Origin of the sequence: Pseudoxanthomonas sp. LH2527, assembly GCF_022539275.1 — a bacterium.
In the GTDB taxonomy this organism is placed as follows: Bacteria; Pseudomonadota; Gammaproteobacteria; order Xanthomonadales; family Xanthomonadaceae; genus Pseudoxanthomonas_A.
Genome location: NZ_JAKZBW010000005.1, coordinates 47,223 through 68,471, shown reverse-complemented (window position 1 = coordinate 68,471; position 21,249 = coordinate 47,223). Strand labels below are relative to the sequence as shown.

The window sequence follows — 21,249 nt, the reverse complement described above, 5'->3', positions numbered from 1 at the left end:
GCCACAGGGGGCTGCGGCGGGATGCCGTGGCATACAACGGGTCTCGCGAGCAACGCATGGATCAGGTACCGGTCACCCAGTTGCTGAAACGCGCGCGCGAAGGCGACGTGCGCGCCGCCGATGCGGTGTTCGCCAGCCTGTACGACGAACTCAAGCGGGCCGCGCACCTGCAGTTGCGCCGGCACCACGATCCGCTCGACACCACCGTGCTGGTGCACGAGACCTACCTGAAGATGGCCACCGGCGAACGCCTGGCCGCCAACGACCGTGCGCACCTGCTGGCGATGTCGGCCCGCGCCATGCGGCAGGTGCTGGTGGACCACGCGCGCATCGCGCATGCGCAGAAGCGTGGCGGCGGCGTCGACGCGCTGACCCTGACCGCGCGGCTGGGCGGCGACGAGCGTGCGGTGGTCGAAGTGCTGGCGCTGGACGAACTGCTGGACGCGCTTCAACAGGCCGACCCGCGGGCCGCGCAGATCGTCGAGCTGCGTTACTTCGGCGGCTACGAGGAAACCGAGATCGCGCAGATGCTGGGCCTCAGCGAGCGCACGGTGCGGCGCGACTGGCGAACGGCGCGGGCCTTCCTGCTGGCGGAACTGGGCAAGTGAGCGACGCCGGCATCGAGCGCCGTCGGCGCGCGCTGGCCGTGTTCCGCGAGGCGGTCGAGATCGCGCCGGCCGAGCGCGAAGCCTGGTTGGACCATGCCTGCGGCAACGACGACGCGCTGCGTGAGGCGGTCGATGCGCTGCTGGCGGCCGATGCGAGCGGCACCGAGCCGTTCGCAGGCGATGCGCTGGCGTGGGGGCGCGCCTTCCAGGACCAACACGGCGACGTCGCGCGCGACGCCCTGGTTGGCCGCAGCATCGGGCCGTGGCGCATCACCGGCATTCTCGGGCATGGCGGCATGGGGGCGGTGTACCGCGTCGACCGCGATGATGGCGCGTACACGCAACATGCCGCGCTGAAGCTGATCCGCGCCGGCACCGATTCGCAGGCCGCGCGCGAACGCTTCCTGCGCGAGCGGCAGATCCTCGCCCGCCTGCGGCACCCCAACATCGCCACGCTGCTGGATGGCGGCATCAGCGGCGATGGCGATCCGTGGTTCGTGATGGAACTGGTCGACGGCCAACCGATCGACCGCTGGTGCGATGCGCGCCAGCTGGGCCTGCGCCAGCGCATCGTGCTGTTCCTGCAGGTGGTCGATGCGGTCCGCCATGCGCACCGCAACCTGGTGGTGCACCGCGACCTCAAGCCCTCCAACCTGCTGGTGGACGGCGACGGGCGGGTGAAGCTGCTGGATTTCGGCATCGCCAAGGAGCTTGCCGATACCCGCCGCGAGCTGACCGTCGATCGCGCGCTGACCTTCGAATACGCCTCGCCGGAACAGCTGCTCGATGCACCCATCACCACCGCCACCGACCTGTGGCAGCTGGGCGTGGTGCTGCATCGGCTGCTGACCGGCGCGCATCCGTTCGGGGTGACGCGGGAAACGCCGGTGGCGCACCAGCTGCACCAGCTGGAGCGCGATCCCGAACCGCTGACCCGCGCGGCATCGCAGTCCAGTCGCGAACAGGCCGCCCAACGCGGTGGGCATACGCCGGCATCGCTGGCGCGCGCGCTGCGCGGGAGCCTGGCGCAGATCGTGCAGGCCTGCCTGCGCCGCGATCCCGACACGCGCTATGCCTCGGCCGATGCGCTGGCGAACGACCTGCGCGCGTGGCTCGATGATCGCCCGATCAGCGCGGTGCCGCTGTCGCGTGCCGATCGCATGCGACTGTGGCTGCGGCGCAACCGTGGCCTGGCCGCGGCGGGCAGCATGGTCGCGGTGGCGCTGTTCGCCGGCACCGGCGTGGCGTTGTGGCAGGCACACGAAGCCCGTGCGCAGGCGCGCATCGCCGAGCGCGAGAGTGCGACCGCGCGTGCGACGCTCGCGTTCCTGTCCGACACCCTGGGGGCCGCCGCGCCGGAACAGGCCTTGAGCCGCGAAGTGAGCGTGCGCGAGCTGCTCGACAAGGCCCGCGCGCAACTCGAGCAGCGCGCCTCCATCGATCCGCAGGTGCGGCAGCCGGTGCAGCGCATGCTGGGCCGCCTCTACATTTCGCTGGGCGACAACCCGTTGGCGGTCGAGTTGTTGAAGGCGGGGCTGTCCGGCGTCGCGCCGCAGCAGCGCGAGGACGCGCTCGCCCTGGCCGACGACATGGTGGCGTATTCGGACGCGCTGGGTTTCCTGGAGCGCAACGCGGAGGCGTTGGCGGTGGCCGAACAGGCGGTCGCGCTGCGCACACGCTTTGCGCCGGAGGATCCCGAGCAGCAATTGCGCTCGCTGGCGCACCTCACCCTGGGGCACGTCGAAAAGTACGGCCTGGAAGCGTGCAGGCAACAGGCCGAACAGGCACTGGCGCTGGCCAAGCGCCTGCCGCAACCGCCGGTCGATATCGTGCTCGACATCTATTCCGATCTCAGCACCGCCGCCAACTTCCAGAACGACCGCCGCCGACAGCTCGCGGTGAGCCGTGAGGGACTCGCATTCGCCGATGCCCACCAGGTGCCCGCCGATTCGCCGGTGCGGTTGACCCTGCTGCGTGGCCTCGTCAACGGACTGCTGATGGAAGGCAAGGCGGGCGAGGCGGAAAGCGTGGTGCGACAGGCGCTGGCGTCCGCCGGCAAGACCGGCGGATTCGGTGGTACCAGCCTGAGCGTGTTGCTGCAGACGCTGGGCGAGACGCTGCTCCGGCAAGGCCGCTACCGGGAAGCGCTGGAGCCCCTGGAAGCCAGTGCCCGGGAGTCCGAGCGTGGCGGCGAGGGTCCGCGCAACCGCGCGATGACATCGAGCAACCGTGCGGTGGTGCATACGCTGGTCGGCGACTACGCCGCGGCCATGACGCTGTCGCAGCGGGCGATCGACATCCTGCGAGAGGAAAAGATCGATGCCGACGACCTCTTCGGGCGCACCATCGAGCGTTCGCACGCCACCGTGCTGATGGCGAACAAGCGGCTGCCGGAGGCGGAAGCGTTGTTGCGGGATCTCCGCGAACGCGCGCGCCGCCTGGACGGCGAGGACGCCGAGGAGTACGCGCTGCTGGTGGGCCAGCAACTCATCCTGGCGCTTCGCGGCAACGACCAGGCACGGGGCCTGCCGCTGCTGGCGGAGGCGCGTGCGCGGATGGCGAAGCGTGGCGTGCCGGAGACGCACGAACAGTTCGCCCACTTCCTGCGGTTCGAGGCCGGCTTCGCCTGGCAGCGTGGCGATGCGGTGGCCGCCGAGCGGCTCCAGCGTGACGCATTGCAGCGCCTCGCATCGGCCGCCAACGCGACCGATGTCGCCGTGGTGCGCGCGCAGCTGGCCGAGTACGTCGCGGCCCGTGGCGACAAGGCGCAAGCGCGCCGACTGCTCGCGCAGGCGTTGCCACCGCTGCGTGCGGCCATGCTGCCGCAGGAAACCAGCCGCGCCGCGGCCGAGGCGCTGGCCCGGCAACTCGGCGCCTAGCTAGCCGCAAGGCTCGGTCGGCACCAGCGTGTATTTCTCCGTTCCGCCCCTGCACCGCGTGCCCATGGGGGTCCGCACGCAGCCGTTGCCGGTGCCGGTCATGCTGCCGCCGTTCTCGTCGGCGGACACGGTATAGCTGGTGCCGCCCCACACGGCGAAGCCGCTCATGTTGCCGCTGTAGGTATAGCTGCCGCCTTGCGCGCTGGACGGCGTGAACTGGACCGTCACGCCGCTGCCACTGATGGTGAAGGGCTTCTCCAGGTCGCAGATGGTGCCGCTGCCATGGAACTGCCCGCCGCCACCGGACACGCGATACGCGCGTTGTGTCTTGGTGTCGAACTCGGCGCTGGCCCTGCCCACGCCGCGCCTGCTGCGCGCCTCGAAGGCGATGCTGGCCGACTTGTCCTTCTCGTCCGGCGCCTTGTAGGTGTAGGTGGCATCGGCGCGCACCTTGCCGCCCGGGTCCAGGCTGGCGCCACCACTCAGGGTCGCGGTGACCGAGCCTCCGGTCGGCGCGCCGTCGGACTTCGCGCGCGGCTTGGCCTCGACCGTGAACGTCGTACCCGGCGCTACGCCCTTGCGCTTGCCCGGGCTGCTGGTCACCTGCAGGTCCACGCAGTGACCGCTTTCCCAGGGCGGCTTTCCCAGCACGCCGTCCACGCCGGTCAACATGGCTTCCACGATCGTGGCCATCGTCGTTTCCACCTGGCGCGCGTAGCCGACGACCTGCGCGGCTTCGCCGGACTCGAACAGGCCGATGCCGCTGGTGTCGTTGATGTCGCCACCCGTGGCCGAATCCAGGGTCAGGTCGATCATGCGGCCGCCATCGCCTCCTTCGCGGCCGCCGACGCGGATGTCGGTCGAGCGGCGGTAATCCTTGTCTTCACCCGCCATCAATTCCGCGTTGTCGTCCAGGTGGCGCACGAGACGCATGTGGGTGGAGACGCCGCCACCGGTGCCGGACTTGCCTGCGACCTGCATGCTGGAGTCGATGCTGATGTCGGCGGTGATCGTCCCTGAAGCGTCCGGGCAGGTGTCGATGCGCACCTTCGACCGTGTCTTGCCCTTGAGCCCTGCCGCTTCGACGTCCATCTCGACCACGGTGGTCACGTCGGTCGACGTGTACTGCTGGGTGGCCGTGCCACCGCCAGGCGGCGCGTCCTTTCCCGCCAGCGGCATGGGACCGGCAGCGATGGCTTTTTCGAGGTCCGCTGCGCTGAGGTTGGACATCGCGCTGGTGGCGCCGAGGCTGGCGATCATCGCCGGCGTCAGCGCCAGCGCGGTGCCGGTCAGGCCGCTGTCCATGCCTTCCCCGGTGAACGAGGCGGGCACCATCCTCGGGATCTCGCCCTGCGGTCCGCGCAGCTGCTTTTCGTAGGCATCGCCCAGCGCCTGGAGCGCTGCCAGCGCCTGCGTTTCGCCACCAAGTTCCTTTTCGATGCCGGTCGCCTTCATGAGTTTGTAGTGCAGCCAGTAATCCAGCCTGGCGATCTCGCGCAGCGACGGCTCCATGCCTTCGGCGAGGAGTTTGTCCATGTCGACGTGCGTGGGGATGTTGGATTGCTTCGCTTCCACCGGCTCTGCCGGGTCGGGCGACGGCGAGCACGCCGCCAGCATCAGGGCGCTCGACACGAGCAACGCGACGGATCGGTTCATGACGGCGTGTCCCCCGAGGGAAGTGGATGAAGGTTCACGGAACGCGGGCCAGGGTCATGGCAGCGGTCTCCCTCGCCTCGGGGTACAGCTTCAACAGCGCCACCCAGTCCTGCCGGTTGAGGTTGCAATGCGCGGGTACGTCCGGGCTGCAAGGTGCATCGCCGGCGACGCGCGTGGGCAGGTCGGCAAAGCGTCCCTGCGCATCCAGCCGCAGCATCCGCAGTGCGACCGACTGCTGCACGTTGCCGCCGACCAGCCAGGCCATGCCGTCCTGCGCGGCCACCACGATGTCGCAGTGCATCGGCAGCCCTGCGGCATCACGGCCCAGTACGCCCAGCAGTCCCGGATGACCCATCGCACGCGGTTGCCCGCGCACGTAGCACAGCAGGTCGCCAGCTGCGGGAGGCGCCTGCTGCGGCGCGACGAGACGGTAGGGACCGGAGGACGCTCGCGCTGCCGCGCGCACGTAGTCCACATGCCGGGATGACGCGGTGAAGCCCGGTATCCCCGCCTGCCGCATCACCCACGACACGAACGCCGCCGACCACGGCGTGTCGACCACGAAGCTGCGGCACGCCGCGCCCGCGTTGCCGCAACCACCCGCCAGTCCGCTGCCGCGCCAGTACGTGGCGACCTTGCGCCAGGCCTGCGTGCCATCGGCCAGGGCATCGTTCTCGGCCTCGTACACCGCCTGCCCACCCGCCCGGCCATCGGCATCGATGAACGTGCGGAACCACGCGTGGTTCTCCTGGCAGGCGATGGCGGCGATGCGGGTGGCGACATCGGAGGCGGCGATCTGCGTGCGCAGGTGCGGACAGGGATCACCGGCATGGGCCGGCAGCGCGAACAGCAGTGCGATGAGAGCGAACAGCAGCAGGAGGGGCTTCATGGGAATGTCGTCCTTGGCGGAAGGCAGGCGCATCGCCTGCCTTGGCGGGTGTCAGAAGTTGCGCATCAGGCCGCGCAACAGCTTCTTCGCGCCGCCTTCTTCCTTCTTGTCGGGGTCCTGCTTGCCGGCTTCGTCACCGGTGTCGGTGGGCATGCCGCCCATCTCGCCCAGGTCGATGCCGAGCATCGCCACGGTGGTCGCCTTGGTGCGCACGCGCACGTTCCATTCCGGATCCCATGGCTGCTTCGGGTCCGTCGGCTTCGGCGGCCACACCAGGTTGGTCTCCGGCCCGTAGGCGATCATGTTGAGCGAGGCCATCCCGCCGTGTTCGCCCTTCCCGGTGGACTTGAAGATGCCTTGCGGAATCGCGCAGCTGGTGGTGCCGGGGGCCAGCAGCACCTTCTGCTTCAGCCATTTGTCGATGTACGAACCCGTCAGATAGTTGACCAGCTCATGACCGGCGCCGGGGACCTCGGCACTGCTCCACACGGTGAAGTTGCGCTCGTCCTGCATCGCCATGGCATTGAGGAAGTAGGCCTTGGCGCGATCCACCGGCTGCCAGCTCACGCCGATGCTGTCGGTCATTTCGCCGCGCGTCTGCAGGGCGATCTTCGGCATGAAGTCGGCGTTCTGGCCCAGCTCGAACTGCAGCGACGCGGGGACGCCGGCGCCGGTGATCCGGTGCTGGCCCACCATCGACGCGCGCTCGCCGACGCGGCGGCTGTTCTTCTGGTTCGGCCACAGCGCGTAGCTGGGATTGACGTCGATATCGCGATCGGGGACGAACAGGCCCGGCGCGATCGCACCGTTCTGCTGGAACTGCCCGTTCCTGATCTTCAGCGTCATCACCTTCGGCTGGCCGGCGCGCACGCTCGCGCCGCAGCCCCAGTACTGCCGGATCGTCACCTCGATGTCATGCAGCTCGTGATCCTCCGTTTCCTCGACGTTCCTGCCGGGCAGTGGCGGCAGCAACGACAGCGACTTGCCCACGCCCAGTCCGGCCGGCACCGCCTGTTCGGCGGGGGTGCCGGGCTGCAGGCGGTTGTGCATCGCGATGTCGAGCAACCGGCCCTGTCCGGCCGGGATGTTGCGCGACTGCGGATAGCCTTGCGGCCCCTTCTCGCCGCCCATCATCCGGCCGGCCAGGCCGCCCAGTGCGCCCAGGTCCGGCATGCCGGCCATCGAGTGGGTGGCGACGTCGATCCAGACCTGCGTTTCAGGACCGGCGGGCGGCGCGCTGCTGGCGGGCACAGCGACGATCAGCGCGGTGGCGAGGATGGGTTTGAGTGGCGGTCGGCGCATGGCGGCAAGCTCCTGATGAAGGCGATGGGGTGGTATGCGAAGGAACGCATCCACAGCGGACACGCACCGGGCACACCGCGCCGGTCGCCGTCCCGCTTTGCCCCGACGGACGGACCCTCGTATACTCCCCCCCACTATCAGGAAAGTCGCCGTGCCGCACTCGCCCGAGGACAAGAAGAAAGCCCTGACCCGCGTGCGCCGCATGCGCGGCCAGCTGGATGCGCTGGAGCGCGCGCTGGAAGAGGGTGCCGACTGCGGGCCGGTGCTGCAGCAGCTCGCCGCCGTGCGCGGCGCGGTCAACGGGCTGATGTCGGACATCCTGGAAAGCCACCTGCGCGAGGAGTTCGCGCATCCGGCCTCGACCCCCGAACAACGCGAGACCGGTATCGATACCGCCATCGCGCTGGTCCGTTCCTATCTCAAGTAAGCAGGAGTGCCTCCGATGAAATCCCGTGCCGCCGTCGCCTTCGCCGCAGGCGAACCGCTGAAGATCGTCGAGATCGACGTCGCCCCGCCGAAGGCCGGCGAAGTGCTGGTGAAGATCACCCACACCGGCGTCTGCCATACCGACGCGTTCACGCTGTCGGGCGAAGATCCGGAAGGCCTGTTCCCCGTCGTGCTGGGTCACGAGGGCGCCGGCATCGTGGTCGAGGTCGGCGAAGGCGTGACCAGCGTGAAGCCGGGCGACCACGTGATTCCGCTGTACACCGCCGAGTGCGGCGAATGCCTGTTCTGCACGAGCGGCAAGACCAACCTCTGCACCTCGGTGCGTGCGACCCAGGGCAAGGGCGTGATGCCCGACGGCACCTCGCGCTTCTCGTACGAAGGCCAGCCGCTGTACCACTACATGGGCTGCTCCACCTTCAGCGAATACACCGTCGTCGCCGAAGTGTCGCTGGCGAAGATCAACCCGGATGCGAACCCCGAACACGTCTGCCTGCTCGGCTGCGGCGTGACCACCGGCATCGGCGCCGTGCACAACACCGCCAAGGTGCAGGAGGGCGATTCGGTCGCCGTGTTCGGCCTGGGCGGCATCGGCCTGGCGGTGATCCAGGGCGCGCGCCAGGCCAAGGCCGGCCGCATCATCGCCATCGACACCAACCCGTCGAAGTTCGACATGGCCAGGCAGTTCGGCGCCACCGACTGCGTCAACCCGAAGGATTTCGACAAGCCGATCCAGCAGGTGATCGTCGAAATGACGGGTTGGGGCGTGGACCACTCGTTCGAGTGCATCGGCAACGTCAACGTCATGCGCGCGGCGCTGGAATGCGCGCATCGCGGCTGGGGCCAGAGCGTGATCATCGGCGTCGCCGGTGCCGGGCAGGAGATTTCCACGCGTCCGTTCCAGCTGGTCACCGGGCGCAAGTGGATGGGCACCGCGTTCGGCGGCGTGAAGGGCCGCTCGCAGCTGCCGGGCATGGTGGAGGATGCGATGAAGGGCGACATCGAACTCGCGCCGTTCGTGACCCACACCATGCCGCTGGAGGGCATCAACGACGCCTTCGACCTGATGCATGAAGGCAAGTCGATCCGCAGCGTGGTGCATTACTGATGCTGTTCCCTTCTCCCTCCGGGAGAAGGTGCCCGTAGGGCGGATGAGGGTGCGGCAACGTCCGCATGCCTCGGGCCGCAGTGGCTCCGCCGTACCCTCACCCCAACCCCTCTCCCGCTGGGAGAGGGGCTACAGCAGGCTCTCGTCATGACACTCCAACGCATCGAACACCGCGCCTGCTTCGGCGGCTGGCAGGACGTTTACGAACACGCCTCACGCACGCTCGGCTGCACCATGCGCTTCGCTGTCTACCTGCCGCCGCAGGCCGCGACGCAGACGCTGCCGGTGCTGTACTGGTTGTCCGGCCTGACCTGCACCGAGCAGAACTTCATCACCAAGGCCGGCGCGCAGCGCTATGCCGCCGAACATGGCGTGATCCTGGTGGCGCCCGACACCAGTCCGCGCGGCGACGACGTGGCCGACGCCGACGGCTACGACCTGGGCAAGGGCGCCGGCTTCTACGTCAATGCCACGCAGGCGCCGTGGGCAGCGCACTACCGGATGTACGACTACGTTGTCGACGAACTGCCGGCGCTGGTCGAGGCGAATTTCCCGGTCAACGACGCGCGTGCGATCAGCGGCCATTCGATGGGCGGGCACGGTGCGTTGACGATCGCGCTGAAGAATCCCGGTCGCTACCGCAGCGTCTCGGCGTTCTCGCCGATCGTGGCGCCGACGCAGGTGCCCTGGGGCGAGAAGGCCTTCGGCGCCTACCTGGGCGAAGATCGCGACACGTGGAAGGCGTACGACACCGTCGCGCTGATCGCCGGTGCGCAGGAGCGCTTGCCGTTGCTGGTCGACCAGGGCGACGCGGACGAATTCCTGCCGACCCAGCTGAAGCCGGAGCTGCTGCAGGCCGCCGCCGAAGCCGCAGGCCACCCGCTGACCCTGCGCCTGCAGCCCGGCTACGACCACAGCTACTACTTCATCGCCAGCTTCATCGGCGAGCACATCGCCCACCACGCGAACGCATTGAAAGCGTAGCGTGCGCCGCGCGCACGACCGCAGGGATCTCAACACAGCGCCCACGTGCGCACGGCGCACGCTACGTCCGACCCGCGAACTGACACCGTAGGGCGGGCCCGGGCCCGCCGTGCATTGGGTTGGCCGGAATGTCCACGGTGGGCCAAGGCCCACCCTACGACGCTGCAGACCGTCGGCATCGCGTAGCGTGCGCCACGCGCACGACCGCAGGGATCTCAAGACAGCGCCCACGTGCGCACGGCGCACGCTACGTCCGGCCCGCGAACTGACACCGTAGGGCGGGCCCCGGCCCGCCGTGTGTGCGGTTGGCCGGAATGTCCACGGTGGGCCAGGACCCACCCTACGACGCTGCAGACCAGCGGCATCGCGTAGCGTGCGCCCCGCGCACGACCGCAGTGATCCAACACCGCGCCACGTGCGCACGGCGCACGCTACGCGTAATCGGTGTAGGCGAAGCGTCCGTCGCGCAGTTCGGTGTCGCCCTGTGTCAGCGGCAGTGGCGCGGCGAACATCGGGCCGGCCGAGACGCAGGTGTGGAACTCGCCGTTCTCGCCGCAGGGGTCGACGGTTGGCGGCAGTTCGCGGAGCAGGGCTTCATCGAACGCACGACCGGCGAAGCACGCATCGAGCTGCTGCGTATCCACGCAACACAGGTGCGCGCGCAAACCGCCATCGATCATCTCCCGTGCCAGCGCGGCGGTGTCCGCACCGAACAGCGGCGTCAGCACTTCCCAGCCGAGCTTCGCCAGGTTGCGTACGCGGTACGCGCGGATGTCTTCCAGGAACAGGTCGCCGAACGCCACCGTGCGCAGGCTGGGCCAGCGTCGTGCGGCCGCGGCCAAGGCGTCGGCCATCGCGCGTTCGTAGTCGTCGTTGCGGCAGGCGGCCGGGATCATCGCTTCGATCAGCGGCAGGCCGGTAGCGCTGGCCTGCGCATGCAGCACGCGGCGGCGGATGCCCTGCATGGAGACGCGGTCGTACTCGCGGGTGATCGTGGTCAGCAGGCCGACCACCTCCACGTCATCGCGCTGGCGCAGCACGTGCAGCGTCCACGCCGCGTCCTTGCCGCCGCTCCACGCCAGCAGGACCGGCAGGCGGGCCGTCATCGGGGAGCCGCGCGGATGCGGGCCGCGGAACGGCTACGCCGCGGAAACGTCACGCAGTTCCCAGGCGCTGCCCGCCAGCAGGCGCAGGCGATGCTTCAGCACCTGGCCGGGGATCGAGGACGTGGCCACCAGCAGGATGCTCAGGTCGTCCTGCTGGCCGCGCACGGTGGCATCGTCGTCGGTCACGCCGAGGCCGGGATCGACTTCATCGGGTTCTTCCTGGCGCGCGCGCCAGCGCTCGAACAGGCTGCTGGTGCGCAGCGCGTGCTGCAACTGCGCGGCGAATTCGTCCGCGCCGTGCGCATCGAAGCTGAAAGCCGGATCGCCGCCGCGCGCGCGGCGCGGATCCGGCAGGCTGATGTAATAACGGACGGCCATGGCACCCCCGGTTGAAACCAGGGCGATAGCGTATCGCCGACGCGTTAGCCCGCCGTTATGCCGGCTTGAACGGCGCCGGCGGCGCGGCGAAGGCGGCCACCACCGCGCCCTTGCCCACGTTGACCATGCCGGTCAGGCTCATCACGCTCTCGAACACCTCGACCTTGTTGTTCTCGCAGATGTCGCGCAGGCGCTGGTAGCCGGGCAGGGCGCGCAGTTCCGCCAGTTCGCCGCCGTAGCTCAGGCATACGGTGGGCGTCATCAGGCCGGCCATCACCCGGTTGCCGGTGAACTTGAACATCTGTTCCACCGCGTTCTCGAACCCCTTGATCTTGGCCACCGGCTCGGTGTTGCCGGCGTGGCCGTACAGCACCGGCTTGATGTCCAGCGCGCTGCCCAGCGCGGCGCTGAGCAGGCCGACGCTGCGGTCGCCCTTGGTGCGCGCGCGGTTGCGCAGGTAGTACAGGTCGCGCGGGATCATGTAACCGTGCGTGTGGTTGGCCAGTTCCTCCAGCCGCACGCGGATCTGCTGCACGTTGGCGCCGGCATCGCGCATGCGCACCGCTTCGACGGCGGTGATGCCCTGCGCGGCGAACAGGTTCTGCGTGTCGATCACCCGCAACGCGAACGGCGAGTTGTGGCCCGCGGCCTGCCGCACCGGCTTGTAGTCGTTGAGGATGGCGAAGCTGGCCTGCATCGCGTTCTCGTGGATCGGCGAACGCGTCTTGGTGATCGTCATGCAGAAGACGTGGTCGTAGTCGATCACCAGGCGGCCCAGGAACAGGTCGCGGATCTGGTTGACGGTGAACGGCGTGGTCTCGGCCTCGTGGCCGCGCTCGGCCACGTGCGCGTGCAGGAAGCTCAGCGTGGCCTGCTCGTCGCGATGGTCGGCCAGCACGGCCTCGCCGATGCGCACCGTGATCGGCAGGATCACGATGTTGTGTTGTTCGAGGTATTCCAGCGGCAGGTCGCACGCCGAATCGACGACTATCCCAATGCGCATCTAGCCCCTCCCGGCATTCGTCGCATGTGCAGCTAACGCCGGAAAACTAGCGGAGAACAGCGGGCAAGTCGCTGGATAAACGCATGAAGTGTGCGGCACGTCACCCTTTTGTGACGTGATTCGGCCGACAAAACGCGGTCGCGGTCAGGTGTACGGCGGGGTGCCGTGCGCACAAGTTATGTGAACCAAGTCACAAATTGCTCCGCTTGCGGCTTGTCCCGCCCTAGGCCCGGCCCGACACTCGCCGCATAGGGAAGGGGCAACATGACACAGCGGGGGTGGTCGTTACTGCTGCTGCTGGCCCTGCTGCCGGTGGGCGCGCACGGGGAGAACATCGCGCGGATCGACCGCCTCCAGCCACTGGCGCTGGAACAGCAGGCCGGACAGCGCGCGGGGCTGTTTTCGGAACGTCGCTTCGAAGGCGACGCCGGTGATGTGCGCGTGATCGGCAACGGTACGTGGCGGGTGCACCCCGCGCCGGGCGTGGCGCAGCCGCTGCTGGTGTTCTACCACCCGTACACCGCGCGCGTTACCGTGCAGGACGGCAGCGGCGGACCGCCACGCCGGCAGGACATCTTCAGCGCCGAGCTGGAGCCGCAGTACAGCCGGCGCGGACTGGTGTTCCCGCTGACCGTCGATGGTCCGGTCGACGTGACGGTCGAGGGCGCGCGTTATCCCTTGCGGGTCGCGGTGGAATCCGCCCCGGCCTACGCCGCCGCCGATCTCTGGCATGTGCGGCTGGTGCTGCCGGCGATCGGCATGGTGCTGGGCGTGTCATTGGCGGTGCTGCTGTTCTGGGCCATGCTGCGCGACCGCGTCTACCTGCTGTACGCCGGCGCCATGCTGTTCCAGCTGCTGTACGCGCTGTGCTCGTACGGCGAAGCCTATGCGTGGCCGGGCTTGTCGGTGCTGGCGCGCTTCGGTGCGCAGGGCATCTGGCTCTCCGGCTCGCTGGCCACCATCCTGCTGGTCCTGCTGTGGCTGGATTACGCCGCCCTGCGCCGGACCACGCCACGGCTGGCGCTGGCGATGCGCGCCGTCGGCGTCTACGGCTGCGGCGCGACCCTCGTTCTGCTGCTGTCGCCCTGGCCGGCCGACAAGGCGTGGTTTCCCGACATTGCCAATGCCCTGTTCCTGCTGACCAACGCGATCGCGCTGGTCACGCTGGTGGTGGCCTGGTGCCGCGGCCAGCGCCACGCGGCGTATGTCCTGATCGCGTGGGTGCCGCTGCTGGTGTTCACCATGATGCGCGCGTTCCGCTTCAGCGGCGGCGAGCGGCCGGAGCCGTGGCTGGAATACGGATTGCCGTGGGTGCTGGCGTTCACCGCCGTGGTGCTGGCGCTGGGTCTGGCCGACCGCATGCTGACTTTCCGCCGCGAGCGCGACCGCGCCAAGGCGCATGCCGAGCGCGATGGCCTGACCGGCATGCTCAATCGCGCCGCCATCGAGCACCGCCTCGACTGGGCGCTGATCGAACGCCCGCGCGAACACATCCCGGTGTCGCTGCTGTTCATCGACCTGGACCACTTCAAGCAGGTCAACGACCGCCACGGCCACGCCATCGGCGATGCCTGCCTGCGCGCGGTGACGCGCGTGGTCAGCCAGCAGTTCCAGTACGGCGACCAGCTCGGCCGGCTGGGCGGCGAGGAATTCGTGCTGGTGCTGTCCGGCGTCGAACTTCATGCGGCCATGCGCATCGGCGAAGAAGTCTGCGCGCGCATCCGCCACGACTGCGCGCAGGTCGAAGGCGTGGCCGTGGGCGTGACCGCCAGCATCGGCGCCGCACAGGCGCGCGACGGCGATACCGTAGCCTCGCTGGTCGCGCGCGCCGACCGGGCGATGTACGTGGCCAAGCGCGCCGGCGGCGACCGCATCGTCGCCGAAGATGCGCCGTGCGATGGCGAAGAATGCACGGAGGCGCCCGCAGGCGCCTCCGTGGAATGACGCCGCGCGGCGCCGCCTATTTCGAATACGCGCGCGGCAACGGACCCGGCTGTTGCAGATAGCGGTCGCGCAGTTCGGTCTGGCGCGAGCGCATCGGGATCGCCCGTCCACCCAGCCACAGCTGTTCCGCCGTGTGGGCCACGTCCAGCGGATCGCCGCTCCACAGCACCAGGTCGGCCAGCTTGCCCGGCGCGATGGTGCCCACCCGGTCGCCCACGCCGAACGCCTCCGCCGGCACGCGGGTCAGGCCGGCCAGCCCGTCTTCCCACGGCAGGCCGTTGGCCACCGCATTGCCGGCCAGCTGGCGGATCTTGCGCGCGTTGTGCGAGGCATCGCCGGCCTGCGAAAAGCTGACGCTCACGCCGGCGCCGTCAAGCCGCGCCGCGTTCTCCAGCGACGCGCCGATCTGGTCGAAGTCGGCCGGCAGCGCGGCCAGCGCATCGACGAACACCGGCACCTTGGCCTGCGCCAGCTGCGGCGCCAGCTTCCACGCTTCCGCACCGCCGACGATGGCGATGCGCACGTTCTCGCGTTGCGCCCAGCGCAGCAGCTGGCGGATGTCGGCGGCCCGGTGCACCTGCACCACGATGCGGCCATTGCCGGCCAGGTAGCGCGCCAGCGTGGCGCGTCCCGCCGGCGTCAGCAGCGCATGCGGCGAGTCGGCCGGCACGCGACCACGCGCCTCGGCCACCATCTGGTCCAGCAGCATCCACTGCGCCGCGCGCGACTTGCCTGCCAGTTCCGCACCGCCACTGCCCAACCGCACGAACAGCGCGCGCGGCCCGACCGGATCGGCACTGCCGTCCAGCCGTATCACCCCGCCCTGGCCGGCGATGAAGGAACCGCCCGTCGACGCCGCCAGCAAGGTGAAGCCGATGCCCTCCACGCGCGTCACCGGAATCAGCACCGACGCCGGGTTGTAGGCCAGCGTCACGTCGAACTCCGGCCGCATCGGCTGGTCTTCCAGCGTCACCGCCGCATCGACCGTCGAGGATTCACCCGACACCTCCTCGATGCCGATCTCGGTGATGCCACCGAAGAACGCCGGCGTCAGCGGCCGCCCGCTGGCCTCCACCACCGTCGCGCCGGGCGCGGCGATGCCGCTGCCGACGGACTGGATCACGCCATTGCGCACCAGCACATCGGCGTTCTGCAACGTGCCCTGCGCACCGGCGGTATGCACGGTGGCGTTGCGGATGAGCACGTCCTGGGCGAGGGCAGCGAAGGAAGTGGATGCCAGTGTGATCGCCACGACAAGTGATTTCACCGTCATCCCGGCGAAGGCCGGGACCCAGCGACTTTGCGCGCGATCCGCAGGGCCGACAGCAAGAGGCACGGGGTCCCGGCCTTCGCCGGGATGACGGGAAAGAAGAATGCGAGCGCGCTTCACGGCATCACCTCCTGGCCCAGCATGAAGTCCGACACCGGTTGCCGGCTGCGGTCGTGGCGGTCGTAGATGCGGGCGCCGTCGATGTAGACCTGCTCGGCCTTGGCGTACACGCTGAAGGGGTTCTGGTTCCACAGCACCACGTCGGCCATCTTGCCGGCCTCCAACGTGCCGGTGCGCTCGGCGATGCCCAGCGACTTGGCCGCATTGCTGGTCACCCAGCGGATGGCGCGCTCCGGTGCGATCTCGCCCATGCCGGCGCGGCGCGCGCTGGCCATCACCTTCGCCGCTTCCTGGTTCAGGCGCTGGATGCCCTCGTCCGAATCCGAATGCACGATCGCGCAGCCGTTGGCCGGGCGGTCGACCAGGGCGATGTTCTCCTGGATGCCGTCGAAGGCTTCCATCTTGAAGCCCCACCAGTCGGCCCACAGCGCGCCGCAGACGCCGTCCTGCGCCAGCCGGTCGGCCAGCTTGTACGCCTCCACGCCGTGGTGGAACGCGGCGACCTTGAAGCCGAACTCCTTCGCCAGGTCCAGCATCGTGGTCATTTCATCGGCGCGGTAGCAGTGGATGTGCACCAGGATCTCGCCGTTGATCGCGCCGGCCAGCGTGTCCAGCTTCAGGTCGCGCTTGCCGCCGGCATCACCGCCACTGTCGGTGCCTTCGCCACCGCTGGCGCGGTCCCACCAGCGCTTCTTCTTCGGCTGCTGCGGCTTGGGTGCGTTCTTCTTCAGGTATTCGCTGGCATCGATGAAGGCGGCGCGGTAGCCGGCCACGTTGCCCATGCGCGTGGCCGGACCGGCCTTGCCGCCGTACACGCGCTTGGGGTTCTCGCCGCAGGCCATCTTCAGGCCCCACGGCGCACCGGGGAACTTCATGCCCTGGTAGCTGGTGGACGGCACGTTCTTCAGCGTCACCCCGCGGCCGCCCACCAGGTTGGCCGAACCCGGCAGGATCTGCATCGAGGTCACGCCGCCGGCCAGCGCGGTATGGAAGCCCGGGTCCTGCGTCCAGATCGAATGCTCGGCCCACACGTTCGCCGTCACCGGCGCGGTGGCCTCGTTGCCGTCGCTGTGCGCCTTCACCCCCGGGCTGGGATACACGCCCAGGTGCGAATGCACGTCGATCAACCCCGGCGTCACCCACTTGCCGGTCGCGTCGATGCGGGTGGTGCCCTCCGGTGCGGACAGGCCGCGGCCCACGGCCGCCACCTTGCCGTCGGCCAGCAGCACGTCGGCGCCGTCCAGGCGCTCGCCGGTGCCGGTCAGCACGGTGGCGTTGGCCAGCAGCACCGGTCCGCCCGGCAGGGCGCGGTAGGTGCTGGGGTAAGGGTCCTGCGTGAAGCGGGACGCGGGCGTGGCGGCGTGCGCGCCGCTGCCCAGCGCAGCCAGGACCAGCCCGGCCAACAAGGTCATTCGCATGGTGTATCCCCCGGAACAGACCCGAAACCTAACCGGCCGCGGCGCGCCTTGCCAAGTGCGTGCGTCGCAGTCGTGCCAGAATCGCCGCACAACAACAAGAAAAAGAGGCTTCCATGAAGGACAAGAGCGAGATCGTCGACAACTGGCTGCCGCGCTACACCGGCGTGCCCCTGGACCAGTTCGGCGAGCATGTGCTGCTGACAAATTTCGGCGGCTACCTCAACGTGTTTTCGCAGCTCACCGGCGCGCCCATCGTCGGCCTGGACCGGCCGATGGCCAGTGCCACCGCCGACGGCATCACCATGATCAACTTCGGCATGGGCAGCCCCAATGCCGCCACCATGATGGACCTGCTGTCGGCCATCATGCCCAAGGCGGTGCTGTTCCTGGGCAAGTGCGGCGGGCTGAAGCGCAAGAACCAGCTGGGCGACCTGGTGCTGCCCATCGCGGCGATCCGCGGCGAGGGCACCAGCAACGATTACCTGCTGCCGGAAGTGCCGGCGCTGCCCGCGTTCGCGCTGCAGCGCGCGGTCTCCACCATGATCCGCGACCTGGGCCACGACTACTGGACCGGCACGGTCTACACCACCAATCGCCGCGTGTGGGAACACGACGTCGCGTTCAAGGAACGCCTGCGCGCCATGCGCTGCATGGCCATCGACATGGAAACGGCCACCGTCTTCGCCGCCGGCTTCGCCAACCGCATCCCCGTGGGCGCCCTGCTGCTGGTCAGCGACCAGCCGATGATCCCCGAAGGCGTCAAGACCGAAGCCAGCGACGCCAAGGTCAGCTCCTCGTTCGTGGAGAACCACATCACCGTCGGCATCGAAGCGTTGAAGCTGATCCGACGCAACGGGAAGTCGGTGCGGCATTTGCGGTTTGATGAGTAGTCAAGCTGTGACAACCAAGGAGTGGGAATGGCAAGCAAAGCGGAGTACGAGAATGATCCTGCGGATGGACTCCCCTGCCTGAAAGTTCAGGAGTGGGCGCAACGAAAACATCGATTGCTCACTCAGTACATCGAAGCAAGCTCGCAAGCAAGAAAGTCTTGGCCAAGACGCACGTATATTGATCTGTACTGCGGCCCCGGCAGATGTTTGAATCAAAGTGGTGGCTTTTCCGATGGAAGCCCTGTGGCGGCATTCAAAGCGTCATCTAGGGCGCCATTCACAGCGATGTACATTTCGGACTTCTCGCGAGAAAACGTAGGAGCATGCGAGGCGCGCCTGCAGTGTTTGGGAGTCAGTCCGGATGTATTTGTAGGCAAGGCAGAGGACACTGTCCACGAGGTTGTGAAGAAGATGGATCGCGGAGCCCTGCATCTCGCCTTTCTGGACCCCTTCTCGCTTCACGCGCTTCCTTTTTCGGTAATAGATCAGCTCTCGGCCTTCAGGAAGATTGATTTCCTAATCCATTTCAGCGTCATGGATTTCGTGAGGAACTATGAAAAGTTGCTCCTTGCCGGGACCATAGATCAATACATTCCTGGAGCCTCCCTCGCTTACCGGAAAAACAAGTCTTTGCGAGAGAACAGGCGTTCGGCTTTTGGGATCTGGTATCAAGCTTTGCTTGCTAAGGGCTACCATTCCAGCAATGTAGAGATGGTCAGGGACAAGGGAAAGAATATGTACTGGCTAATCCACGCTACGGGTAACCAGACTGCGCTAAACATCTGGAATGATATTCAGGCGAGAGACTCTCAGAGAGGATTCGAGTTCTGATGACCACAAAATCAAGAATTGAGTGGACGGAAAGCACGTGGAATCCGGTGGTTGGCTGCACCAAGCTCAGCGCAGGCTGCAAGCACTGCTACGCGGAGACCATGGCGCGGCGCCTGCAGGCCATGGGTGTTGTCGGCTACGAGCAGGGATTCAAGGAGGTGCGGACACTCCCGTTCCGCCTTGACGAGCCGCTGAAGAAAAAACAGCCGACGGTCTACTTCGTCAACTCCATGAGCGACCTGTTCCACACGGCGGTGCCGGAAAGCTTCATTGACCGTGTGTTCGACGTCATGACGCGTTGTCCGCAGCATACGTTCCAAGTGCTCACCAAGCGAGCGGAGCGGATATCCGAGTACAGTCAGGAGCGTGTGATTCCGGACAATGTCTGGATCGGGGTTTCCGTCGAGAACAAGCGTCACGGTGTGCCGCGCATCGCACATCTCCAATCCGCCAAGGCGAGCGTCAAGTTCCTCAGCGTTGAGCCATTGCTTGAGAATGTCGGCCCACTTGATCTGACCGGCATCGACTGGGTGATCGTGGGGGGCGAATCCGGTCATGGCGCCCGGCCGATGAAAGAAGCATGGGCGTTGAACGTGAAGCGGCAATGTGAAGAGCAGGGTGTCCGCTTTTTCTTCAAGCAATGGGGTGCGTTTGGCGCTGACGGCATCAAGCGCGACAAGAAGTCCAACGGACGCGAGCTGCTGGGCCGCACCTGGGACGCCATGCCGGAGTACGCACGCGCATGAACGAATCCAACGACGTCATCACCTTCTGGAAGAACGCCGGCTACGAGAAGTGGTTCGCCAACGACGATGCGTTCGACGCCGAGTTCGACCAGCGGTTCCGCGGGCTGCATTTCCGTGCAGCGCGGCGCGAACTGGAAGGCTGGATGGGCGATGCCGAGGGTGCGCTGGCGCTGGTGCTGCTGCTGGACCAGTTTCCGCGCAACTGCTTCCGCCAGAGCGCGCATTCCTACGCCACCGACGGGCTGGCGCGACACTACACCGCGCGCGCCATCGAGGCCGGTTTCGACGCGCAGGTCGATCCGGCGCTGAAGATCTTCTTCTACATGCCGTACGAACACGCCGAGGCGCTGGAGGATCAGCAACGCTCGCTGGACCTGTTCCACGCCACCGGCGACGAGAACTACATCAAGTACGCCCAGCTGCACTACGACCTGATCGCCCGCTTCGGCCGCTTCCCGCATCGCAACGAGGCGATGGGGCGCGTCGCCACGCAGGAAGAGCGCGATTACCTGGCGAGCGGGGGTTTCTCGGGATGACGTAGGGTGGGCCTTGGCCCACCGTTGCCTTTCGGGGCGAGCCCCATGACATGGCGCGTGGTTCGCATCCCCTGGCGGTGGGCCAAGGCCCACCCTACGCGGCACACCTCATAGGTGAAGCAAAAAGAAAGCGGGCCGAAGCCCGCTTTACCATGGATCGCTCGCGTCGTGCCGGCTCAGTACTTGCTGAGCGTGCCATCCACGTCATCGGCCCAGGCGTTGATGCCGCCGGTGATGTTGGAGACGTTGGCGAAGCCGAGCGCGCGGAATTCCTCCGCGGCCTGCTGGCTGCGGCCGCCGCTGCGGCACAGGAAGGCGATGGCGGTGTCCTTCGGCAGCGCTTCCAGCTCGGCACGGCCGTTGCCGTCGAAGGTCTTGAAGGGCAGCTTCACCGAGGCGATGGCGCGTTCGTCGGCCGGGCGCACGTCGACCAGCAGCACTTCGCTGGCGCGGACCTTGGCATCGGCATCGATCGGCGACAGCGCCTGCACCGGCTTGGGCGCGTTGGGGTTGTCGATGGCCAGGCCCTTGCCGCGGATGTCGTCCACCCAGTCGATGGTGATGCCGTCGGCGCGGCGCGCGCTGGCCAGGTCGAACTGCACGCGCACGCCATTGGATTCGCTGGCGATGGCGTTGGCGTCGAACTGGGCCAGCTGGAAGTTGGGCTGGAACTGCGCGTTGATGCCCAGCGCCAGCGCGGCGCCCGGGCCGGCGTCGGCCACCGCGTTCTGCAGCATCTCGGCGGCGGCGGCGGTGATGGTGATCGCCGGCGGCGTGCGGTCGGGCGCCTGCAGGCCCAGCACGGTGGCCAGTTCGCCGGAGTTGGTCATCTGCTCGATGATGTCGCTGCCGCCGACCAGTTCGCCGTCGATGTACAGCTGCGGGATGGTCGGCCAGTCGCCGTAGACCTTGATGCCTTCGCGGATTTCCTGGTCGGCCAGCACGTTGACGTGCGCGTAGTCCACGCCCAGCGCCGACAGCGCGCCCACCGCCTTGGCCGAGAACCCGCACTGCGGCATGGTCGGCTGGCCCTTCATGAACAGCACCACGCGGTTGGACTGCAGGAGGGATTCGATGCGCGAGCGCAGGGCGGGATCAAGGGACATGGACAGGCACCGGTATGCGGAAGGAAAAGCG

At 68.0% G+C, this 21,249-nt stretch carries 19 protein-coding genes; 10 read left to right on the top strand and 9 right to left on the bottom strand.

Annotated elements, in window-relative coordinates; translation table 11 throughout:
* The first annotated feature begins 56 nt into the window (after nt 1–56).
* Together MMG85_RS04595 and MMG85_RS04590 are read left to right on the top strand one after the other, a co-directional pair.
* On the top strand, nt 57–608 hold the full coding sequence (locus MMG85_RS04595; RefSeq protein ID WP_241044954.1) for an ECF-type sigma factor: 552 nt from the start codon (nt 57–59) through the stop codon (nt 606–608).
* Complete coding sequence (locus MMG85_RS04590) at nt 605–3,487, top strand: serine/threonine-protein kinase (RefSeq protein ID WP_241044953.1); 2,883 nt, start codon at nt 605–607, stop codon at nt 3,485–3,487. Before MMG85_RS04595 ends, MMG85_RS04590 begins: the two co-directional genes overlap by 4 nt.
* Here the strand turns inward: MMG85_RS04590 and MMG85_RS04585 are convergent, their stop codons facing one another.
* From MMG85_RS04585 to MMG85_RS04575, 3 genes are read right to left on the bottom strand one after another with little or no spacing between them, the layout of a single operon-like run.
* Nucleotides 3,488–5,143, bottom strand: a complete 1,656-nt coding sequence (locus MMG85_RS04585; protein WP_241044952.1) for a hypothetical protein — start codon at nt 5,141–5,143, stop codon at nt 3,488–3,490.
* 34 nt (nt 5,144–5,177) lie between these two features.
* Nucleotides 5,178–6,032 (bottom strand): DUF2272 domain-containing protein, encoded by an 855-nt coding sequence (locus MMG85_RS04580; RefSeq protein WP_241044951.1) that lies wholly within the window; start codon nt 6,030–6,032, stop codon nt 5,178–5,180.
* A gap of 51 nt (nt 6,033–6,083) precedes the next feature.
* A complete protein-coding gene (locus MMG85_RS04575) occupies nt 6,084–7,334 on the bottom strand; it encodes a hypothetical protein (RefSeq protein WP_241044950.1) in 1,251 nt (416 codons plus the stop codon).
* Between the two features lie 151 nt (nt 7,335–7,485).
* Between MMG85_RS04575 and frmR the strand changes: the two genes are divergently transcribed.
* The 3 genes from frmR (at nt 7,486) to fghA (ending at nt 9,870) form a co-directional block, all read left to right on the top strand.
* The gene (gene frmR, locus MMG85_RS04570) at nt 7,486–7,761 is read left to right on the top strand and encodes a formaldehyde-responsive transcriptional repressor FrmR (RefSeq protein ID WP_241044949.1); all 276 of its coding nucleotides are present in this window, start codon (nt 7,486–7,488) and stop codon (nt 7,759–7,761) included.
* Nucleotides 7,762–7,776: 15 nt separating this feature from the next.
* Nucleotides 7,777–8,886 carry an S-(hydroxymethyl)glutathione dehydrogenase/class III alcohol dehydrogenase gene (locus MMG85_RS04565; protein ID WP_241044948.1) on the top strand — a complete coding sequence of 370 codons (1,110 nt, stop codon included), beginning with the start codon at nt 7,777–7,779 and terminating at the stop codon, nt 8,884–8,886.
* 147 nt (nt 8,887–9,033) lie between these two features.
* Nucleotides 9,034–9,870 carry an S-formylglutathione hydrolase gene (gene fghA, locus MMG85_RS04560; RefSeq protein WP_241044947.1) on the top strand — a complete coding sequence of 279 codons (837 nt, stop codon included), beginning with the start codon at nt 9,034–9,036 and terminating at the stop codon, nt 9,868–9,870.
* A 431-nt stretch (nt 9,871–10,301) separates the two neighbouring features.
* Here fghA and MMG85_RS04555 read toward each other — a convergent pair whose 3' ends face one another.
* Genes MMG85_RS04555 through MMG85_RS04545 form a run of 3 tightly spaced genes read right to left on the bottom strand, consistent with a single transcriptional unit; the run spans nt 10,302 to nt 12,357 of the window.
* A complete protein-coding gene (locus MMG85_RS04555) occupies nt 10,302–10,976 on the bottom strand; it encodes an ATP-binding protein (protein WP_241044946.1) in 675 nt (224 codons plus the stop codon).
* Between the two features lie 33 nt (nt 10,977–11,009).
* On the bottom strand, nt 11,010–11,354 hold the full coding sequence (locus MMG85_RS04550) for a hypothetical protein (protein WP_241044945.1): 345 nt from the start codon (nt 11,352–11,354) through the stop codon (nt 11,010–11,012).
* A gap of 55 nt (nt 11,355–11,409) precedes the next feature.
* On the bottom strand, nt 11,410–12,357 hold the full coding sequence (locus tag MMG85_RS04545) for a DegV family protein (RefSeq protein WP_241044944.1): 948 nt from the start codon (nt 12,355–12,357) through the stop codon (nt 11,410–11,412).
* Nucleotides 12,358–12,621: 264 nt separating this feature from the next.
* On the opposite strand from MMG85_RS04545, the gene MMG85_RS04540 reads away from it, so the two are divergent.
* On the top strand, nt 12,622–14,301 hold the full coding sequence (locus MMG85_RS04540; protein WP_241044943.1) for a diguanylate cyclase: 1,680 nt from the start codon (nt 12,622–12,624) through the stop codon (nt 14,299–14,301).
* Nucleotides 14,302–14,317: 16 nt separating this feature from the next.
* On the opposite strand, the gene MMG85_RS04535 is transcribed toward MMG85_RS04540, so the two are convergent.
* On the bottom strand, nt 14,318–15,574 hold the full coding sequence (locus MMG85_RS04535; RefSeq protein WP_241044942.1) for an amidohydrolase family protein: 1,257 nt from the start codon (nt 15,572–15,574) through the stop codon (nt 14,318–14,320).
* A gap of 113 nt (nt 15,575–15,687) precedes the next feature.
* Entirely contained in the window at nt 15,688–17,109 is a 1,422-nt protein-coding gene (locus MMG85_RS04530) for an amidohydrolase (protein WP_241044941.1), read from the bottom strand.
* Between the two features lie 113 nt (nt 17,110–17,222).
* Between MMG85_RS04530 and MMG85_RS04525 the strand changes: the two genes are divergently transcribed.
* Genes MMG85_RS04525 through MMG85_RS04510 form a run of 4 tightly spaced genes read left to right on the top strand, consistent with a single transcriptional unit; the run spans nt 17,223 to nt 20,112 of the window.
* Entirely contained in the window at nt 17,223–17,999 is a 777-nt protein-coding gene (locus tag MMG85_RS04525) for an AMP nucleosidase (protein ID WP_055937943.1), read from the top strand.
* A gap of 27 nt (nt 18,000–18,026) precedes the next feature.
* Complete coding sequence (gene tcmP / locus MMG85_RS04520) at nt 18,027–18,830, top strand: three-Cys-motif partner protein TcmP (RefSeq protein ID WP_241044940.1); 804 nt, start codon at nt 18,027–18,029, stop codon at nt 18,828–18,830.
* The gene (locus tag MMG85_RS04515; RefSeq protein ID WP_241044939.1) at nt 18,830–19,576 is read left to right on the top strand and encodes a phage Gp37/Gp68 family protein; all 747 of its coding nucleotides are present in this window, start codon (nt 18,830–18,832) and stop codon (nt 19,574–19,576) included. Before tcmP ends, MMG85_RS04515 begins: the two co-directional genes overlap by 1 nt.
* A complete protein-coding gene (locus tag MMG85_RS04510) occupies nt 19,573–20,112 on the top strand; it encodes a DUF924 family protein (protein WP_241044938.1) in 540 nt (179 codons plus the stop codon). Before MMG85_RS04515 ends, MMG85_RS04510 begins: the two co-directional genes overlap by 4 nt.
* A 176-nt stretch (nt 20,113–20,288) precedes the next feature.
* Here the strand turns inward: MMG85_RS04510 and grxD are convergent, their stop codons facing one another.
* Nucleotides 20,289–21,218 carry a Grx4 family monothiol glutaredoxin gene (grxD, locus tag MMG85_RS04505; RefSeq protein ID WP_241044937.1) on the bottom strand — a complete coding sequence of 310 codons (930 nt, stop codon included), beginning with the start codon at nt 21,216–21,218 and terminating at the stop codon, nt 20,289–20,291.
* Between the last annotated feature and the right edge of the window lie 31 nt (nt 21,219–21,249).

Excerpts from the sequence above, each read along its gene's own strand:
- MMG85_RS04595 (WP_241044954.1), top strand. The coding sequence starts at position 57 with ATGGATCAGGTACCGGTCACCCAGTTGCTGAAACGCGCGCGCGAAGGC.
- MMG85_RS04585 (WP_241044952.1), bottom strand. The coding sequence starts at position 5,143 with ATGAACCGATCCGTCGCGTTGCTCGTGTCGAGCGCCCTGATGCTGGCG.
- MMG85_RS04580 (WP_241044951.1), bottom strand. The coding sequence starts at position 6,032 with ATGAAGCCCCTCCTGCTGCTGTTCGCTCTCATCGCACTGCTGTTCGCG.
- MMG85_RS04575 (WP_241044950.1), bottom strand. The coding sequence starts at position 7,334 with ATGCGCCGACCGCCACTCAAACCCATCCTCGCCACCGCGCTGATCGTC.
- MMG85_RS04565 (WP_241044948.1), top strand. The coding sequence starts at position 7,777 with ATGAAATCCCGTGCCGCCGTCGCCTTCGCCGCAGGCGAACCGCTGAAG.
- fghA (WP_241044947.1), top strand. The coding sequence starts at position 9,034 with ATGACACTCCAACGCATCGAACACCGCGCCTGCTTCGGCGGCTGGCAG.
- MMG85_RS04555 (WP_241044946.1), bottom strand. The coding sequence starts at position 10,976 with ATGACGGCCCGCCTGCCGGTCCTGCTGGCGTGGAGCGGCGGCAAGGAC.
- MMG85_RS04550 (WP_241044945.1), bottom strand. The coding sequence starts at position 11,354 with ATGGCCGTCCGTTATTACATCAGCCTGCCGGATCCGCGCCGCGCGCGC.
- MMG85_RS04545 (WP_241044944.1), bottom strand. The coding sequence starts at position 12,357 with ATGCGCATTGGGATAGTCGTCGATTCGGCGTGCGACCTGCCGCTGGAA.
- MMG85_RS04540 (WP_241044943.1), top strand. The coding sequence starts at position 12,622 with ATGACACAGCGGGGGTGGTCGTTACTGCTGCTGCTGGCCCTGCTGCCG.
- MMG85_RS04535 (WP_241044942.1), bottom strand. The coding sequence starts at position 15,574 with ATGACGGTGAAATCACTTGTCGTGGCGATCACACTGGCATCCACTTCC.
- MMG85_RS04530 (WP_241044941.1), bottom strand. The coding sequence starts at position 17,109 with ATGCGAATGACCTTGTTGGCCGGGCTGGTCCTGGCTGCGCTGGGCAGC.
- MMG85_RS04525 (WP_055937943.1), top strand. The coding sequence starts at position 17,223 with ATGAAGGACAAGAGCGAGATCGTCGACAACTGGCTGCCGCGCTACACC.
- tcmP (WP_241044940.1), top strand. The coding sequence starts at position 18,027 with ATGGCAAGCAAAGCGGAGTACGAGAATGATCCTGCGGATGGACTCCCC.
- MMG85_RS04515 (WP_241044939.1), top strand. The coding sequence starts at position 18,830 with ATGACCACAAAATCAAGAATTGAGTGGACGGAAAGCACGTGGAATCCG.
- MMG85_RS04510 (WP_241044938.1), top strand. The coding sequence starts at position 19,573 with ATGAACGAATCCAACGACGTCATCACCTTCTGGAAGAACGCCGGCTAC.
- grxD (WP_241044937.1), bottom strand. The coding sequence starts at position 21,218 with ATGTCCCTTGATCCCGCCCTGCGCTCGCGCATCGAATCCCTCCTGCAG.